Genomic DNA, 16737 nt, shown 5'->3' on the forward strand with positions numbered 1-16737 from the left:
GTGTCACCACCAAGACCACCGGAACTGTCACCGATGTCCTGATGCAGAACTGTCACCGATGTCCTGGGAGATGACACGCTGACCGCTATCGGCGGTCTGGGCAGCGCGGGCCTGGTGGAGGTCATGCAGCACGCGGCGCGGTTGCAGGCGGCGTCGCTGGCGCGGGTGTTCGCCGCGGGCGCGGAGTTGTATCACCGTCGGGAGGCTGAGCAGGAGGTAGCCCGCCGCGATATTTGGGCCATTGACGGTTGGGAAGCGGTGGCTGCCGAGATCGCGGCTGCTCAGGGCATCAGTCGTGGGCGTGCGGCCGGCCAGTTGCGGATCGGTCTGGCGCTGGCGGAGCGGCTGCCCAAGCTGGCGGCGCTGTTCGCTGCGGGCGTGGTGGACTACCAGGTGGTAGCGGCGGTGGTGCATCGGACCGAGTTGATGCTCGACCCGGACGCGATTCCGCGGATGGATCGGTGGTTGGAGCGCAATGCCGTGCGGTGGGGCAACTGGTCGCGCAACCGCATCGTCGAAGCCGTCGACTACTGGGTGCAGGTTCTCGAGCCGGCCGCGGTACGCGAAGCCCGCACCTTCGACGAGTCCCGTCACATCACTGTGGTGCCGCAACATTCGGGCCTGGCCGAGATCTTCGGCGATGTCCGCACCCCCGATGCGTTGGCCTTCGATCAGCGGCTCAGCGAACTGGCCGCCACCGTCTGCACGTGCGATCCGCGCACCAAAGATCAGCGGCGCGCCGACGCGTTGCGGGCGCTGACCGCCGGCGCGGTCACCATGGCGTGTGAATGCGGCTCGCCGCAGTGCCCCGCCGCCACCGGCGACGCCCCGGTGGGGGCGGTGATGATCCATGTGATGGCCGAGCAGGCCACTATCGACGGCCGCTGCGATGCGCCGGGATACGTGCCCGGGTTCGGTGGTCTCTCGGCGGAGGCGGTGCGTCAGGTCGCCAAGTCGGCCAAGTTGCGGACGGTTCGCCACCCTGAGGATGCGCCGCCGGAGCCGGGTTATCGGCCGTCGACGGCGCTGGCCGACTTCGTGCGCTGCCGCGATCTGACGTGTCGGTTCCCCGGCTGTGGGCGCCCGGCCGAAGGCGCCGACATCGACCACACGGTTCCCTATCCGCTCGGGCCGACGCACCCGTCGAACCTCAAGCTGCTGTGCCGCCTGCACCACCTTCTGAAGACGTTCTGGACCGGCGAGAACGGCTGGCGTGACCGGCAGGAGCCCGACGGAACCGTCATCTGGACTGCTCCGACTGGCCACACCTACGTCACCAAACCCGGTGGCGCCCTGTACTTCCCCCAGTTGGCCGCCCCCACTGGCGAGCTGGACCTGCCGCAATGGTCACCGGTCGGAAACCGCGGGCTGATGATGCCGACCCGCAGGCGCACCAGGACGCAGGATCGGGCCTACCGGATCTGGCTGGAACGCAACCACAACGAAGCCCGTATCGCCACCGAGGCCGCCGAAGCCGCCGAAGCCGCGAAACGACGCGCGCTCGCAGCCTGCAACGATCCACCACCCTTCTAGTTCGGCGTCAACCCGCGGACTTTGCCGACGGCATTCTATGGTTGATGCTGTGAGCCAGAACGTCGACGTTGCCGGCGCCTCGACCTGGTCGCCGCGCGAAGTCGAGCTGTTGGAAGTCACCTTGCAGCTGCTGCAGGAGAACGGCTACGACCGATTGACGGTTGATGCGGTCGCGGCCACCGCGCGCGCGAGTAAGGCCACCGTGTACCGACGTTGGCCGTCGAAGGCCGAATTGGTGTTGGCCGCGTTCACCGAGGGCATCCGCCAGGTCGCCGTCCCGCCCGATACCGGCACGCTGCGCGGCGATCTGGTGCGACTGGGTGAGTTGGTCTGCGGACAGACCGCGCAGCACGCCGGCACACTGCGCGCAGTGCTGGTGGAGATCTCGCGCAATCCCGCGCTGAACGAGGTGATGCAGCACCAGTTCGTCGACCAGCGCAAGGCGCTGATGCTCCACATCCTGCGGCAAGCGGTCGACCGGGGGGAGATCGATGCCGCCGCCATCGACGACGATCTGTGGGACGTGTTGCCCGGATACCTCATCTTCCGGTCGCTGGTCTCGGGCCGGGCGCCAACGGCGCGCACCGTGGCGAACGTTGTCGACAACGTGATCCTGCCGGGCCTCACCCGCGGCGCGCGCTGACGCCTGCCGTCACGAAATCACCGGCGCCGCGCTATTGAGCCGTACGGTTCCGTACCGTACGCTTAGTTTTCGTTCGACCTGCCCACGGATACCGAGAGGCTTCCGGTGAAGAGACCGTCGTTTTTTCCCCTGGTCCGGCGTGGGTGGATGGTCATCGTCGCCGTGGTGGTCGTCGCCGTCGCGGCGTTCGGCGTCTATCGGCTGCACGGCATCTTCGGCTCCGGCGACACCACGTCGACCAGCAGCGACTCCGGCGAGGAAATCGTCCCGTTCAACCCCAAGGACGTCATCTACGAGGTCTTCGGCGCTCCGGGTGCCCCGGGGGCCACAGCCACCATCAATTACCTCGACGTCAACGCCGCCCCTCAGCAGGTCATCGACGCCCCGCTGCCCTGGCAATACCGGGCGACTACGACCGAGCCGGCGGTCATCGCCGATCTGCGTGCGCAGGGTAACGGCGACACCTTGGGCTGCCGAATCGTCATCGATGGCGAGCTCAAAGACGAAAGGATCGTCGACGCGGTGAGCGCCTACACGTTCTGCTTGGACAAGTCCGGATGAGCGAGCAGCGCGAGCCCCGGCCCTTCTGGCCGCGCACCATCCGCCGCCTGGCGCTGCCGATCGTGCTGTTCTGGGTGGCGCTTGCTGCGGTGACGAACAGTCTTGTTCCGCAGCTTGAGGTGGTGGCCGAAGCCCACAACGTGGGGATGAGCTCGCATGACGCGCCCTCATACCAGGCGGCGAAGCGCATCGGAAAAGTGTTCCAGCAGTACGACACCGACAGCGCGGCGATGATCGTCATCGAAGGCGATCAGCCGCTCGGCGCCGACGCGCACCGGTTCTACGACACCCTGGTCGACAAGCTGGAACGCGACACTCAACACGTCCAGCACATCCAGAACTTCTGGGGCGACCCACTGACCGCCGCCGGTTCGCAGAGCAACGACGGCAAAGCGGCACTGGCGCAAGTGTTCCTGGCCGGAAGCCAGGGCGAGACGCTGGCCAACGAGTCCGTCACAGCCGTCCGGGGCATCGTCGAGGACACCCCGGCGCCGCCGGGCGTCCATGCCTATGTGACTGGTGCGGCGCCGCTGGTCGCCGACCAGTTCTCGGTCGGCAGTGAGGGCACCAACAAGGTCACCGCGATCACCTTTCTGGTGATCGCGCTCATGCTGTTCGCCGTCTACCGCTCGGTCGGAACCACCGCGCTCGCGCTGCTCACCGTGGCCATCGAAATGGCCGCCGCCCGTGGATTCGTCGCGTTTCTCGGATACCACGAGATCATCGGACTATCAACGTACTCAACGAATCTGCTGACTTTGCTGGCGATCGCCGCGGGAACCGACTACGCGATCTTCATCATCAGCCGCTACCAGGAGGCACGCGCGGCCGGCGAAGACCCGGAGACGGCGTTCTACACCATGTACCGCGGCACCGCGCACGTCGTAATCGGCTCGGGCCTGACCATTTCCGGCGCCGTCTACTGCCTGACCTTCACCCGCTTGCCCTACTTTCACACCCTGGGTCTGCCCGCCGCCATCGGCATCTTCGTGGCGCTGATCGCCGCGCTCACGCTGACATCGGCCGTGCTGACATTGGGCAGTCGGTTCGGCTGTTTCGAACCCACCCGGGCGATGCGGACCCGCGGCTGGCGACGGATCGGTACCGCCATCGTCCGCTGGCCCGGACCCATCCTGGTGGTGGCGTGCGGGGTGGCCTTGATCGGCCTGCTCGCCCTGCCGGGCTACAAGACCAGCTATGACGCCCGCGTCTACATGCCCGACCGCGCCCCGGCCAATGTCGGCTACGCGGCCGCGGAGCGCCACTTCTCACAAGCCCGACTGAACCCGGAACTGTTGATGATCGAATCCGACCACGATCTGCGCAACCCGGCATCCTTCCTGGTCTTGGAGCGGGTCGCCAAGGCCGTGTTCCACACGCCGGGTATCGCCAAAGTGCAATCGATAACACGACCGTTGGGCACACCGCTGAAGCACACGTCGATACCGTTTTCGGTCGGCCAGGGAAACGTCGCCCAGACCCAGAACCTGAAGTACCAGATGGACCGGGCGGCCGACCTGCTGACGCAGGCGGCCGAAGCAGACAAGTCGATCCACACGCTGGAACAGCAATATGCGCTGCAGCAGCAACTCGCCGACGCCACCCACGACGAAACCCAGAGCTTTCACGACACCGTCGCCCTCACCAACGATCTGCGTGACCAGATCGCGAACTTCGACGACTTCTTCCGCCCGATCCGCAGCTACTTCTACTGGGAACCGCACTGCTTCGATATCCCGGCGTGCGCGGCGCTGCGCAACGTGTTCGACCTGCAGGACGGCATCGACAAGCTCAGCGAGAAGCTCGAACAACTCACGACGACCTTGGACAAGTTGGACGCCCTGCAACCGCAATTGGTGGAGCTGATCCCCTCCCAGATCGAAAGCCAGCGGGTCAACCGCGACCTGGCGCTGAACAACTACGCCACCAACTCCGGGATCAGTGACCAGTCCGCCGCCGCGAACGACAATCCCGCCGCCATGGGCCAGGCCTTCGACGAAGCCAAGAACGACGACTCCTTCTACCTGCCGCCCGAAGCGTTCGACAACGCCGAATTCAAACGCGGGATGAAGCTGTTCCTCTCGCCGGACGGCAAAGCCGCGCAGCTGATCATCACCCACGAGGGTGACCCGGCGACCCCCGAAGGCATCTCGCACATCGACTCGATCCGCGACGCGGCGAAGGAAGCCGTCAAAGGCACCCCGCTGCAGGGCTCCCACATCTACCTCGCCGGCACCGCCTCGACCTACAAGGACATCGCCGATGCCGCGAAGTACGACCTGCTGATCGCCGGGATCGCCGCGCTGAGCCTGATCCTGCTGATCATGATGATCATCACCCGAAGCCTGGTCGCCGCGATCGTCATCGTCGGCACCGTCGCCCTCTCGCTGGGCGCCTCATTCGGACTGTCGGTGCTGGTGTGGCAGTACCTGTTCGGCATTCACCTGTACTGGATCGTGTTGGCCCTGGCCGTCATCCTGCTGCTGGCGGTGGGATCGGACTACAACCTCCTGCTGATCTCACGGTTCAAGGAGGAGATCGGCGCCGGTTTGAACACCGGCATCATCCGGGCGATGGCCGGGACCGGCTCGGTGGTGACCGCCGCCGGGTTGGTGTTCGCCGCCACCATGGCGTCGTTCATCTTCAGCGACCTGCGGATTCTGGGCCAGATCGGGACCACCATCGCGCTCGGCCTGCTGTTCGACACGTTGATCGTGCGGTCGTTCATGACGCCGACCATCGCCGCACTGCTCGGGCGCTGGTTCTGGTGGCCGCAACGGGTGCGCGAGCGGCCCGCGGTGACCGCAAGCGGCTAAGACTTCTTGGCCGGTGCTTTCTTGGCTGGTGCTTTCTTCGCCGGTGCCTTCTTGGCCGGGGCCTTTTTCGCCGGCGCTTCTGTGCTGTCCTTGGCGGCCGAGCGCTTCTGCACGCTGGCCTCCAGCTTGGCCAACAGATCCGAGACGTCTTCGGTGGCGTCCAGTTCAGCGGGCCGCTCCTCGGGGGTGAAGGCCTCGTCGCCTTCGAGCTTGGCCGCAATCAACTCGTGCAACTGCTCCTGGTAGGTGTCGTGGTAGCGGTCGGGGTCGAAATCGTCGGCCATCGAGTCGACCACCTGCCCGGCCATCTTCAGCTCGGCCGGCTTGATCTCCACCTTCGAGTCGAGCGCCGGAAAATCGGGGTCACGGATCTCGTCCGGCCACAGCAGGGTGTGCACCATCATCACGTCGCGCTTCGAGAAGTCCTTGACCCGCAGCGCCGCCAGCCGGGTCTTGTTGCGCAGCGCGAAGTGCACGATCGCCACCCGGTCGGTTTCGGCCAGCGTCTTAGCCAGCAGCACATAGGATTTGATCGACTTTGAGGCCGGCTCTAGAAAATAGCTGCGGTCATAGAGCATCGGGTCCAGATCACCGGCCGGGACGAACTCGAGCACCGCGATCTCATGGTCGCGTTCCTCAGGCAGGTTCGCGATGTCGTCGTCGGTGATCACGACCATTCGGCCGTCGTCGGACTCGTACGCCCGCGCGATGTCGCCGTAGTCGACGACTTCGCCGCACTCCTCGCACACCCGCCGGTAGCGGATCCGGCCGTTGTCCTTGGCATGCACCTGACGGAACTTGATGTCGTGGTCCTCGGTGGCGCTGTAGACCTTCACCGGGACGTTGACCAGACCGAATGCGATCGAACCCTTCCAGATGGAACGCATGAGGCCAGTATGCCCACCCCGATGTGCCCATAACCCGCTTTAGCGCGACGTAGGTTGGCAGCATGGCCTCCGAGCCGTTCAAGACCCGGGTGAAGCTCACCAATGCCGACAAGGTGCTCTACCCCGCCACGGGCACCACCAAAGCCGACGTCTACGACTACTACACCCGCATTGCCGAGGCGATGCTGCCGCACATCGCCGGACGCCCGGTGACCCGCAAACGCTGGCCCAACGGCGTCGAGCAGGACTCCTTCTTCGAGAAGCAGCTCGCCACCTCGGCGCCGGCTTGGTTGCCCCGCGCCCAGGTGCAGCATCGCTCCCGCGCCACCGCCTATCCGATCATCGGTGACCTCGATGGCCTGGCCTGGATCGCCCAGCAGGCGGCACTGGAAGTCCACGTGCCGCAGTGGCGTTTCGAAGCCGAATGGACGGGTGGGGGCGAGGTGCTCAAGCCCGGCCCGGCAACACGGCTGGTGTTCGACCTGGACCCCGGTGAGGGCGTGACGATGAGCCAACTGGCCGAGGTGGCGCGAGCCATCCGCGAATTGATGGCCGATCTGGGGCTGGACACCTTCCCGCTCACCAGCGGCAGCAAAGGACTGCACCTGTACACCACTCTGGACCGCCCGGTGGCCAGCGCCGGTGCGGTCGCAGTGGCAAAACGTGTTGCGCAGCAACTCGAAAGCGCCATGCCGAAGCTGGTGACTGCGACCATGGCCAAGAATCTGCGGGCCGGAAAGGTCTTCGTCGACTGGAGCCAGAACAACTCGTCGAAGACCACCATCGCGCCGTATTCGCTGCGGGGCCGCGATCATCCGACGGTAGCCGCGCCACGCACCTGGGCGGAGCTGGACGATCCGGACCTGCGGCACCTGCGCTACGACGAGGTGCTGGCTCGCGTCGGCCGCGACGGCGACCTGTTGGCCGGGCTGGACGCGCCGCTGCGCCAGCCGGACCGGCTCACCGCATACCGGGCCAAACGCGACGCGGCCAAGACCCCCGAGCCGGTGCCGGCCGGCGCCCCGGCCCCGGCAGGCGGCAATAGTTTTGTCATCCACGAGCACCACGCCCGCCGGTTGCACTACGACTTCCGGCTGGAGCGCGACGGCGTGCTGGTGAGCTGGGCGGTGCCCAAGAACTTGCCGGACACGCCCTCGGTCAACCATCTCGCGGTGCGCACCGAGGACCATCCGCTCGCCTACGGCGGCTTCGAGGGCACCATCCCCAAGGGCGAGTACGGCGCCGGCACGGTGCGCATCTGGGATTCGGGTAGCTACCTGACCGAGAAGTTCGAGGACTCCGCCGAGAAGGGGGAGGTGATCGTCGTGCTGGCCGGCAGCCGGATCTCTGGCCGGTACGCGCTGATCCGCACCGGCGGCGATCAGTGGCTGGCGCACCGGATGAAGGACCAGCAGGCGTTCGCGTTCAATGATCTGGCTCCGATGCTGGCCACCCATGGTGCGGTGAGCGGGCTGGATCCGGGCAGCTGGGCCTTCGAGGGCAAGTGGGACGGCTACCGGCTGCTGGTGGAGGCCGATCACGGCCGGGTGCGGTTGCGCGCACGCAGCGGCCGCGACGTCACCGGCGAATACCCGCAGCTGCGGTCGCCGGCCGCCGACCTCGCCGAGCATCACGTCGTGCTGGACGGCGAAATCGTCGCGCTTGATGGCGCCGGCGTGCCCAGCTTCGCCGCGATGCAGAACAGCGCCCGCTCGGCCCGGGTGGAATTCTGGGCCTTCGACCTGCTCTACCTCGACGGTCGTCCGCTGCTGCGCGCGGCCTACCGCGACCGTCGCCGCCTGCTGGAAACCCTCGCCCAGGGGACCGGCTTGGTGGTCAAAGACCTGTTGACCCCCGACGGCGCGCAAGCGCTCGAACAGTCCCGCGAGCTCGGCTGGGAGGGCGTGGTGGCCAAGAAGTGGGACTCGACCTACCAGCCCGGCCGCCGCTCGAAGTCCTGGATCAAGACCAAGCACTGGCGAACCCAAGAGGTGGTGATCGGCGGCTGGCGGACTGGCGAGGGAGCCCGCGGCGGGGGGATCGGGTCGCTGCTGATGGGCATTCCGGCCGGGGACAAGCTCACGTTCGTCGGCCGGGTCGGTACCGGGTTCACCGAGCGCCAGCTGGCCGCGCTGAAAAAGAAGCTGACACCCACCGACGAATCACCCTTCGACGCGCCACTGAGCGGTCCCGACGCCGCCGCGGTCACGTTCGTGCGACCGACGCTTGTCGGGGAGGTGCGCTACAGCGAGCGGACGGCCGACGGCCGGCTGCGCCAACCGAGCTGGCGCGGCTTGCGGCCCGACAAGACGCCCGACGAGGTGGTAGGTGAGGATTGACCGGTGCGGTGGGTGACCTATCGAAGTGAGGACGGCGAACGTACCGGGGTGCTGCAGGGCGAGGTGATCCACGCCGCGGCGCCCGGAGCGACGCTGCTGGAGCTGATCCGGCTCGGCCCGGACGGGCTGCGCGACGCCGGTGAGCGCGCGCTGAACGCACCGTCGGCGACGGCGCGGATCGACCAGGTGACACTGATGGCGCCGATCCCGCGCCCGCCGTCGATCCGCGACAGCTTGTGCTTCTTGGACCACATGCGCAACTGCCTGTCCGCGACCGGTCGCAGCCCAGTGCTCGACGACGCCTGGTATCAGATACCGGCCTTTTACTTCGCCTGTCCGGCAACGGTTCTGGGTCCCTACGACGATGCGCCGACCGCGCCCGGCAGTGTCTGCCAGGACTTCGAGCTGGAGGTCGCCGCAGTCATCGGAACGCCGGGGGTCGACTTGGCGGTGGCCGAAGCCGAGCGGGCCATCATCGGCTACACCATCTTCAACGATTGGTCGGCACGGGATCTGCAAGCTCACGAGGGCGTGCTGGCGATCGGGCAGGGCAAGGGTAAGGACAGCGGTGTCACCCTGGGGCCGTATCTGGTCACTCCCGACGAGCTGGAGCCCTACCGGCGCGACGGCAGGTTGAGCCTGCACGCCACCGCGATCGTCAACGACGTGATCCTCGGCATGGGGTCGACGGGCGCGATGGACTGGAGCTTCGGTGAGATCATCAGCTATGCCTCACGCGGAGTGCCGCTGACACCCGGTGATGTCTTCGGCTCCGGCACCGTACCCACCTGCACGCTGGTCGAGCATCTCGATCCCGCAGCGGCGCAACCGTTTCCGGGCTGGCTGCGCGACGGCGACGTGGTGACGCTGCAGGTCCAAGGCCTCGGTGAGGTACGCCAGACCGTGCGCGCCAGCGCTCCGCCAGTGCCGCTGGCGGAGCGCCCCCGCCCGCTCGGATAGCTAGGGCTTGGCGCTGACGCTCACGTTGACCGTGGAGGCGCCGGAGTCGGAGCTGATGATCAGCACCGGGGCGCCTGGGGCCGAGGTGACATGTCCGCCGGTCACGCTCACCGCATAGCCGTTCGGGTACTGCCCGGGCGGCACCGAGATAGTGGTCTGGGCTCCGGCTCCGAAGCTGCCTGAGCCGTCGGCGTGGTCGGTGGAGTAGCTGAACGACAAGACGCCGTTGGCGAACGACCAGGACATCGGAGTGCCCGAAATCAGTTGCGGGTAGGGCTGGGCCAACGCGTCGAGCTTGTCGAAGTTGACGTTGTCACCGACCGGTGGCTTGCTCGGGTCCAATACCAGCGCCTGCCCGTCCGGTGACGCACTGGTGATGTCGTTGCCGCTGTATGCCCACTCGGTCCAGCCGATCAGATGCTTGTTGGCGGAGTCCATGCCGGCGGTGATGGTCGGAATGGTGTTGGTGGCGCCGAACTCGGTCATCAACGCCGGGATGTTGTGGGCCTGGGCGTAATCCGAGGCGAAGCCCAGGACGATGTCCGCGTTGAGATCGCAGCCGAAGCTGACGTCGGGGAAAAGCGAGGTCGGAATGCAGTAGTTGTGGAACGCGTAGACGCTGTTCGGGTCGTCCACCGCGCCCAGGTTTGTCTGCACCGGCAGGCTGCCGACGAGCGTGGTCGGTTCGAAGAACACCGTCTTGTTCGGGTCGACGGACCTGATCGCCGCGTCTAGCTGGTTGTAGAACGGGGTCAGCTGCTGGCCTTCGAAGTACGGGTTGCCGAACAAGCTGCCCAACCACGTTGTCCCCGGCCACGGCTCGTTCATGAGTTCGTACCCGGCCACGTTGGCGTCGCCCTTGAAGTAGTTGGCGACGGCCTGCCACGTCTGCGCGTAGTGGTTCAGCAGCCCAACCCCGTCGGATGCTCTGGAGTTGCCCCAGAAGGCATCCCAGGCGTGGTTCTGCGCTGGGTTGAGGAAGTAGTTGGCCGGGAAGCCCGCATCGGGGTTGGCCAGGCCGCCGCCGTCCGTCGCCCAGTCGGGTGCACCTTCGCCGCCGAATTCCTCGTTGTAGAGGTCCTGGTGCATGTCGAGGATTGCGACGATCTTGTACTGGGCCAGAATCTGCACCGTCTGCTGGATCGATGCCAGGTAGTCGTAGTCGATGACGCCGGGCTGCGGCTCCACCCCGGACCAGATGATGCCCAGGCGCACCGCATTGAAGCCGTTGGCGGCCAGGAACGCGGCGTCGTCCTGGCTGAAGCCGTCGGCAGACGGCTCGTAGGGCGGGATCTTGTAGACCTGGTTGATCCCGTGCAGCATGACGACCTGTCCGTCGCTGTTGGTGAGCCAACCGTTGGACACCTCCACCGGAGGCGCCGTCGTTCCGGTGATACCACCCGGCAGTGTGCCGAATTGCCCTACCGCGCCGTGGACACCGGACCACAGCCCGGGGTTGCCGCCGGCGCCGCCGAGGGCGGGCAGGCCGCTCAGGGTGTCGCCGTCGCCGGCGTCGCCGCCGTGGCCACCGTTGCCCATCAGCCAACCACCGGCGCCGCCGTCACCGCCGGCGGCTCCGGCGCCGCCGTCACCGCCTTCCCCGCCGTCGCCGAAGAGCCCGGCGGCACCGCCATGGCCCCCCGCGACACCAGCGGTGGCGCTGTCCCAGCCCGCTCCGCCGTCGCCGAACAACCAGCCCCCGGACCCACCGTCGGGATGGGCTTCGGTGCCGGCTGCGCCGTCGCCGATGATCGTCGACCCGAACAGCTGGTTGATGAAGCCGTTGACCTGGCTACCCAGGTCGCTGTCGATCCACTTCTCGGCGGCCTCATGCAGCCCGGTGTAGAAGTCGAATCCCACGGCAGGCCCCGGATCGGCGAGAGCGGCCAGTGCGGCGTCCCAGTGGTCGGAGGACAGGAACGAGTCCCACGAAGTCGTGTCGAACAGCGCGTCACCGTCAAGAGCGCCCGCGGCGGTCATAAACGGCGCAGCCAGCACATCCATCATGTCGTCGATGTCCGCCTGCGCCGGCGGGGCCAGCGGCGCGACCGTAGAGGTCACCGCCAGGAACGCGAGTGCCGCCAAAACTTTGCGACCGACGACTTTGCTGCGGCGACGAGCCATCTCGGCAAACCCTTTCCCAGGACGCACTCAGTTTCTGAGGTGCGTCTGAGAAGGGTAGACGAGTTACTTACAGTACGGAAGGGTTCGCCGTAAATGGCGTCGGGTTTCGCCGATCAGCATTGGGTGGCGGCGCGGATCCACTGTCGCCGGGCATCGCTTTGACCGGCATCCGATGAGGCGGCGGCGACCCGCAACAGGTGAACGGCCCGTTGGTAGTCGCCACGGCCGCCCAGTGGCTGGCCATGCAAGCAAGTCGGTGTCGTCATCACTGCCTCCTGCAGGTCACGCAACGAGAGCTGCAGTACTCGACCACCGTCGGCGGTCAGTGCGTACACCCATGTAACGCCGCCGGCGCCGAAACTTATCCCACCGACACAGTGAAACTGCCCACGCCATGCGTCACGGTGTGACCGGCGTCACCCCGCCTTGGCGATCACGTGCTCGGCGAAACGCTCCAGGTTGCGGATCTTGTCATCGAGGGGCTCGGTATCGGATCCGACGATGTAGGGCACCCGGAAGCCGACGATGACGTCGGTGACCCCCTTGTCCTCCAGGCGTTTGATGCCGTCGAGGGTGAATCCGTCGATAGAGATCACGTGGATCTCAAACGGCCCCGACCGACCTTCCTCGTCGCGCAGCTGCTTGAGCCGGGCGATCAGGCTGTCGAGCTCAGCCGGGTCGCCACCGCCGTGCATCCAGCCGTCGTTGCGCGCGGCGCGACGCAGCGCGGCGTCGGCGTGCCCACCGATCAGGATCGGGATGGGCCGCGCCGGCGCCGGGCTCATCTTGGTTTTGGGGATGTCGTAGAACTCGCCGTGGAACTCGAAGTAGTCGCCGGTGGTGAGTCCCCGGATGATCTCGATGCACTCGTCCATCCGCTTGCCGCGGCGGGCGAACGGCACCCCCATCAGCTCGTAGTCCTCCGGCCAGGGGCTGGTGCCCACCCCCAGGCTCAGCCGGTCGCCGATCATCGCGGCCAGTGAACCGGCCTGCTTGGCCACCAAGGCCGGCGGCCGGATCGGCAGCTTGACCACGAACGGGGTGAACTGCAACGTGGTCGTGACCGCGCCCAGCGCCGCGATCAACACGAATGTCTCGATAAATGCCTTGCCGTCCAGGAACTCGCGGTTGCCGTCGGGGGTGTAGGGATACTTCGAGTCCGACTCGAACGGGTAGGCGATGCTGTCCGGGATCGACATGCTGTGATAGCCGGCTGCCTCGGCGGCTTTGGCGAGCGGGATGTAATAGCTCGGATCGGTCATCGCCTCGGCGTAGGTGAACCGCACGTGGTCTCCTCGGTCTCGGGTGGTGTGGGTTGCTCTCTGCATAGCAGACTGACCGATCCGGCCGGGCGGGATCCTGGCTACAGCCGTGGCGGCACCGCGATCTTGATGTCGTCCAGGTGACGTCGTCCAGGTGAACCTTCGGGTCCGGGTGAACCTCCGGCGCTCAGTGTGCGTGTTTGCAAAGGTACTGGCCCCGACACGCATAGGTAGGTCATTTATGGACCGGAGATCGGTCATTCCCTCATCGTGGCGCAGCGCTTCGGTCAGTCGGCGCAGCGTCCTGGCCGGCGTCGCGGCTATCGGTGGCTTCCTGGCTGCCGACCTGGGTGCGGTCCTGTACGGGCGTGGTCCGGTTGGATCACACGGACGGTTGATCCCGCAGAAGTTCATCGACGCGTTTCATCGAGTAGCGGGGACCCATCCCGGCTACCGGCTCAACCATGCCAAAGGGGTTGCACTCGGTGGATACTTCGAGAGCAACGGTGCCGGCGCTGAACTGACGAGAGCCGCTGTCTTCCGTGCCGGCAGAACCCCGTTGGTCGGACGGTTCTCGGTTCCCGGCGGTAATCCCGAGGTGTCCGATGCTCTTGCCACCCCACGCGGTCTGGGTCTGGCCATCGGCTATCCCGGCGGCGAGCAGTGGCGCACCGCAATGCTGAACCTGCCTGTGTTCCAGGATAATTCGGTGCAGGGATTCTACGACCGTCTGCTGGCTTCTAAACCGATGCCTGGTACCGGTAAACCGGATCCGGCAGCCATGGCGCATTTTCTGACCGCCCATCCCGAAACCGCTAGAGCGATGTCGGTGATCAAGCGTCAACCACTCACCTCCGGTTTCGCCGACAGCGCCTTCCGGGGGCTCAACGCCTTCTACTTTGTCAACGCAGCGGATGACCGTGCACCGGTGCGATGGTCACTTGTCCCCCTGCGTGAGGTAGAACCACCAACCGCATCGGTCGCCAGCCCGAACTGGCTGTTCGACAGGGTTATTCGTGATATCCGCTACGGTCCCTTGCGTTGGCGGCTGATCGTGACGATCGGTGAACCCCAGGACGAGGTGCGCGATGCCACCGTCGCATGGCCGGCCGATCGCCGCACCATCGACACCGGGACAGTAGTGCTCGACTCAATAGCGACCGAGTCTGCGGGGAACGCCCGCGACGTCAATTTCGACCCCTTGGTATTGCCCGACGGGATCGAACCCTCGGAGGATCCCCTGCTGTCGGCCCGTTCCGCTGTGTATGCGGCATCGTTTCGCCGCCGAGCCGGGGTCCTCGGAGCCGCCCCAGCGGTGCAGGTCAATGAGGTGGCGCAGTGATCGCGTCCGGGGGAGGCTCCCAGGATCGGTACGCCCGCGGCACTCGCGTGCTGCATTGGTTGGCTGCAGTGCTTGTGTTCAGCACGCTGCTCGTCGGGTTTGTTTCAGCCAACTCGCTTGGAAACTACGTAGTGCTCCTGAGTGTGCATAAGGCGCTGGGCGCACTGGTGTTCGTGGTGTTCGTGGTCCGTGTGGTCAACCGGCTCACCGACCGCGGGCCAGCCCTGCCTGCCACCGTCGGACGGGCCGAGCGCGTCGCGGTCATCGGCTCCGAGTGCGGCATGTACGTGTTGCTGCTGGCGCAGCCTCTGTTGGGGTGGGCGATGCTGTCGGCAAGCGGGATCCCAGTTGTGTTGGCAGGTGTGCTTCGACTACCGATGATCGCCCCTGTCGATGCTGAGCTGTTTGGGATTCTTCGCAATGGCCACTCAGTCGTTGCCTACGGCTTGGTCGTAGTAATCGCTGCACACGTATCGGCGGTGCTGTTTCACGCACTGACACTGCGCGATGGCATGCTGCGTCGAATGACACTCGGCGGCAACCGGACTTAGCAGCCTGACCGATCCGGCCGGGCGGGATCGCGACTACATCCGCGGCGGCAACGCGATTTCGACGTCCTCCAGCGGAAACGGGGGGTATCCGGCGGCGCCGCTCACGGTCAGCGTGCCCCACGGGGTCCGCTCGGTGACGCGCCCGTCTGCGGTGTGCTCGCCGATCCGGATGCTGACCTTGGAGCCGGCCACATTTGCACCCGGAAGATCGGTGAAAAACATGCCCTGCCAATGGTATCGACCATCGATCGGGTCGAAGTGCCCGGCCAGCCGCACGCGGGTCGGGTAGTCCTCGCCTTGGTGGGTGAGCAAAGCCGGCCCGTCGTAGGTCTCGTCGCAGACGCCTTCCGCGCCGGTGAGGTAGAACAGGGCAAGTCCGCGGGTCGGCAGCAGCGGGTGCACCCGCACCCGGGCCGGGCGAGCCTCGATGCGGCTGGCACCGCTGCGCCGCAGGCCTTCAACGAGTCGGGCCACATACCGGGCCTGTCGGCGGGTGTGCGGGCCGGGGACCCGGAACCGATTGGGTGTGCCGTGCGCGGCGACGACATCGTCCGGAGAGGCGGTGGCGTCGATGATCACCCGGGCGGTCAGCGTCTCCCCGTCGGAGGTGGCCACCGTCCAGGTGTCGTCGGCATTGTTGAATCGGGTGGTCGCGGCGGCATCGACGACGCGGGCGCCGTCGAGCAACCCGTGCAGGGGCGCCGGGTCGCCCAGCACCACCACGTCGAGGATGCCGTTGCGGCTCATAGGAATCCGGCCCGCCGCCACATCCGCCGGGCCAGCCGGCCCATCAATCCGACCTCTTCGAAGAATGCGGCCAGCGGGGCGAACGAGGAGCGGGAGGCCGCGTGAAAGTGCGGGTTGGCCCGCGCCACTCGGCGAGCTTCGCGGCCGTTCAGCCCGACCCGGTTGTAGACGATCGGCAGGGTGAACAGGTGGCGGTAGAACGGTCCGCCGACACCCTGGAGGTTCGCCAGCAGGGCACGGCGGTAGCGCGGCATCGCCGGAACGCTGCGCCGCAAGCCGTCGCGGGCGTATTGGATGTGGCGGGCTTCCTCGGTGACGTGGATGCGCATCACCCGCCGGACGATCGGTTGCAGATCCGGGTCGTCGAGAATCTGGCGTTGCAGCGAGTCGAAGATCTCCTCGCCGACCAGCGCCGCACCCCACAGGATGCTGCCGCGGAACAGGAACGGAAGCGAGTTGATGACCATGCGCTGGTAGCGCTTCGGGCGCACCGGCACGCCGCCGATCCGGTCGATGGTCTTGCCGAACATCAGCATGTGCCGGGTCTCGTCGCCCAACTCGGTCAGCGAGTAGTGGGTGGTGCGCGCGGTGGGGTTCTTGTGCATCATGTCGCGCAGCAGCGCCTGGTTGAGGATGTTCTCGAACCAGACGCCCGCCGACAGCACATTGACCAGCTCCTGGCGTGACATCTCGATCTGCTGCTCGCGGGTCATCGCCTCCCACAGGTCGGTGCCGTAAAGGGTGCACATCTGCGGCGGCAGGAAGAACTTGTCCGGGTCGACGGGGGCATCCCAGTCGATGTCGACGACGGGGGCGTAGGACTTCTTCACCGAGCCCTTCAGCAGGCGTTCGGCGAATTCCTCCCGGGACGGTCCGCTCGGTCGCACGACAGTGGTCATCGGGAATCCCCTCTCGATCCAGTCCCCAAAAAGTAGGAGGCCCCACCGAAGATGTCAATACCTACGGTACCGG

Annotated in this window: 13 protein-coding genes and 1 pseudogene; 8 read left to right on the plus strand and 6 right to left on the minus strand. The window is 66.5% G+C overall.

Annotation, left to right across the window (positions count from 1 at the left end):
* Positions 1 to 123: 123 nt before the first annotated feature.
* The 4 genes from ACZYY4_RS14325 (at position 124) to ACZYY4_RS14340 (ending at position 5553) form a co-directional block, all read left to right on the plus strand.
* Positions 124 to 1533 (plus strand): HNH endonuclease signature motif containing protein, encoded by a 1410-nt coding sequence (locus ACZYY4_RS14325; protein WP_463810663.1) that lies wholly within the window; start codon positions 124 to 126, stop codon positions 1531 to 1533.
* Between the two features lie 37 nt (positions 1534 to 1570).
* Positions 1571 to 2176, plus strand: a complete 606-nt coding sequence (locus tag ACZYY4_RS14330) for a TetR/AcrR family transcriptional regulator (protein WP_463810664.1) — start codon at positions 1571 to 1573, stop codon at positions 2174 to 2176.
* Positions 2177 to 2323: 147 nt separating this feature from the next.
* A complete protein-coding gene (locus ACZYY4_RS14335; protein WP_463810665.1) occupies positions 2324 to 2737 on the plus strand; it encodes an MmpS family transport accessory protein in 414 nt (137 codons plus the stop codon).
* A complete protein-coding gene (locus tag ACZYY4_RS14340; RefSeq protein WP_463810666.1) occupies positions 2734 to 5553 on the plus strand; it encodes an MMPL/RND family transporter in 2820 nt (939 codons plus the stop codon). Before ACZYY4_RS14335 ends, ACZYY4_RS14340 begins: the two co-directional genes overlap by 4 nt.
* Here the strand turns inward: ACZYY4_RS14340 and ku are convergent.
* Positions 5550 to 6440: a non-homologous end joining protein Ku gene (gene ku, locus ACZYY4_RS14345; RefSeq protein ID WP_463810667.1), complete on the minus strand. Its 891-nt coding sequence runs from the start codon at positions 6438 to 6440 to the stop codon at positions 5550 to 5552. The genes ACZYY4_RS14340 and ku overlap by 4 nt on opposite strands.
* Before the next feature lie 62 nt (positions 6441 to 6502).
* Between ku and ACZYY4_RS14350 the strand changes: the two genes are divergently transcribed.
* Positions 6503 to 8779, plus strand: a complete 2277-nt coding sequence (locus tag ACZYY4_RS14350; RefSeq protein WP_463810668.1) for an ATP-dependent DNA ligase — start codon at positions 6503 to 6505, stop codon at positions 8777 to 8779.
* A gap of 3 nt (positions 8780 to 8782) precedes the next feature.
* A pseudogene (locus ACZYY4_RS14355) lies at positions 8783 to 9730 on the plus strand (fumarylacetoacetate hydrolase family protein); the annotation flags it as partial.
* Between the two features lie 9 nt (positions 9731 to 9739).
* On the opposite strand, the gene ACZYY4_RS14360 reads toward ACZYY4_RS14355, so the two are convergent.
* From ACZYY4_RS14360 to ACZYY4_RS14370, 3 genes are all read right to left on the minus strand, one after another.
* Positions 9740 to 11863: a cellulase family glycosylhydrolase gene (locus tag ACZYY4_RS14360; protein ID WP_463810669.1), complete on the minus strand. Its 2124-nt coding sequence runs from the start codon at positions 11861 to 11863 to the stop codon at positions 9740 to 9742.
* A 113-nt stretch (positions 11864 to 11976) separates the two neighbouring features.
* Positions 11977 to 12129: a hypothetical protein gene (locus ACZYY4_RS14365; protein ID WP_463810670.1), complete on the minus strand. Its 153-nt coding sequence runs from the start codon at positions 12127 to 12129 to the stop codon at positions 11977 to 11979.
* A 150-nt stretch (positions 12130 to 12279) separates the two neighbouring features.
* Positions 12280 to 13149 (minus strand): TIGR03619 family F420-dependent LLM class oxidoreductase, encoded by an 870-nt coding sequence (locus tag ACZYY4_RS14370; protein ID WP_463810671.1) that lies wholly within the window; start codon positions 13147 to 13149, stop codon positions 12280 to 12282.
* Positions 13150 to 13519: 370 nt separating this feature from the next.
* Here ACZYY4_RS14370 and ACZYY4_RS14375 point away from each other — a divergent pair, with 370 nt between their 5' ends.
* Complete coding sequence (locus ACZYY4_RS14375) at positions 13520 to 14467, plus strand: catalase family peroxidase (RefSeq protein WP_463810672.1); 948 nt, start codon at positions 13520 to 13522, stop codon at positions 14465 to 14467.
* On the plus strand, positions 14464 to 15018 hold the full coding sequence (locus ACZYY4_RS14380; protein WP_463810673.1) for a cytochrome b: 555 nt from the start codon (positions 14464 to 14466) through the stop codon (positions 15016 to 15018). Before ACZYY4_RS14375 ends, ACZYY4_RS14380 begins: the two co-directional genes overlap by 4 nt.
* 33 nt (positions 15019 to 15051) lie before the next feature.
* Here ACZYY4_RS14380 and ACZYY4_RS14385 read toward each other — a convergent pair whose 3' ends face one another.
* A complete protein-coding gene (locus ACZYY4_RS14385) occupies positions 15052 to 15765 on the minus strand; it encodes a DUF4873 domain-containing protein (RefSeq protein WP_463810674.1) in 714 nt (237 codons plus the stop codon).
* A complete protein-coding gene (locus ACZYY4_RS14390) occupies positions 15762 to 16664 on the minus strand; it encodes an AurF N-oxygenase family protein (protein WP_463810675.1) in 903 nt (300 codons plus the stop codon). Before ACZYY4_RS14390 ends, ACZYY4_RS14385 begins: the two co-directional genes overlap by 4 nt.
* Positions 16665 to 16737 lie beyond the last annotated feature (73 nt).

Source organism: Mycobacterium sp. IDUB_21 (assembly GCF_055419425.1).

Bases quoted from the DNA above. Each gene is read 5' to 3' on its own strand.
- ACZYY4_RS14325 (WP_463810663.1), top strand. From the start codon at position 124: ATGCAGCACGCGGCGCGGTTGCAGGCGGCGTCGCTGGCGCGGGTGTTC.
- ACZYY4_RS14330 (WP_463810664.1), top strand. From the start codon at position 1,571: ATGGTTGATGCTGTGAGCCAGAACGTCGACGTTGCCGGCGCCTCGACC.
- ACZYY4_RS14335 (WP_463810665.1), top strand. From the start codon at position 2,324: ATGGTCATCGTCGCCGTGGTGGTCGTCGCCGTCGCGGCGTTCGGCGTC.
- ACZYY4_RS14340 (WP_463810666.1), top strand. From the start codon at position 2,734: ATGAGCGAGCAGCGCGAGCCCCGGCCCTTCTGGCCGCGCACCATCCGC.
- ku (WP_463810667.1), bottom strand. From the start codon at position 6,440: ATGCGTTCCATCTGGAAGGGTTCGATCGCATTCGGTCTGGTCAACGTC.
- ACZYY4_RS14350 (WP_463810668.1), top strand. From the start codon at position 6,503: ATGGCCTCCGAGCCGTTCAAGACCCGGGTGAAGCTCACCAATGCCGAC.
- ACZYY4_RS14360 (WP_463810669.1), bottom strand. From the start codon at position 11,863: ATGGCTCGTCGCCGCAGCAAAGTCGTCGGTCGCAAAGTTTTGGCGGCA.
- ACZYY4_RS14365 (WP_463810670.1), bottom strand. From the start codon at position 12,129: ATGACGACACCGACTTGCTTGCATGGCCAGCCACTGGGCGGCCGTGGC.
- ACZYY4_RS14385 (WP_463810674.1), bottom strand. From the start codon at position 15,765: ATGAGCCGCAACGGCATCCTCGACGTGGTGGTGCTGGGCGACCCGGCG.
- ACZYY4_RS14390 (WP_463810675.1), bottom strand. From the start codon at position 16,664: ATGACCACTGTCGTGCGACCGAGCGGACCGTCCCGGGAGGAATTCGCC.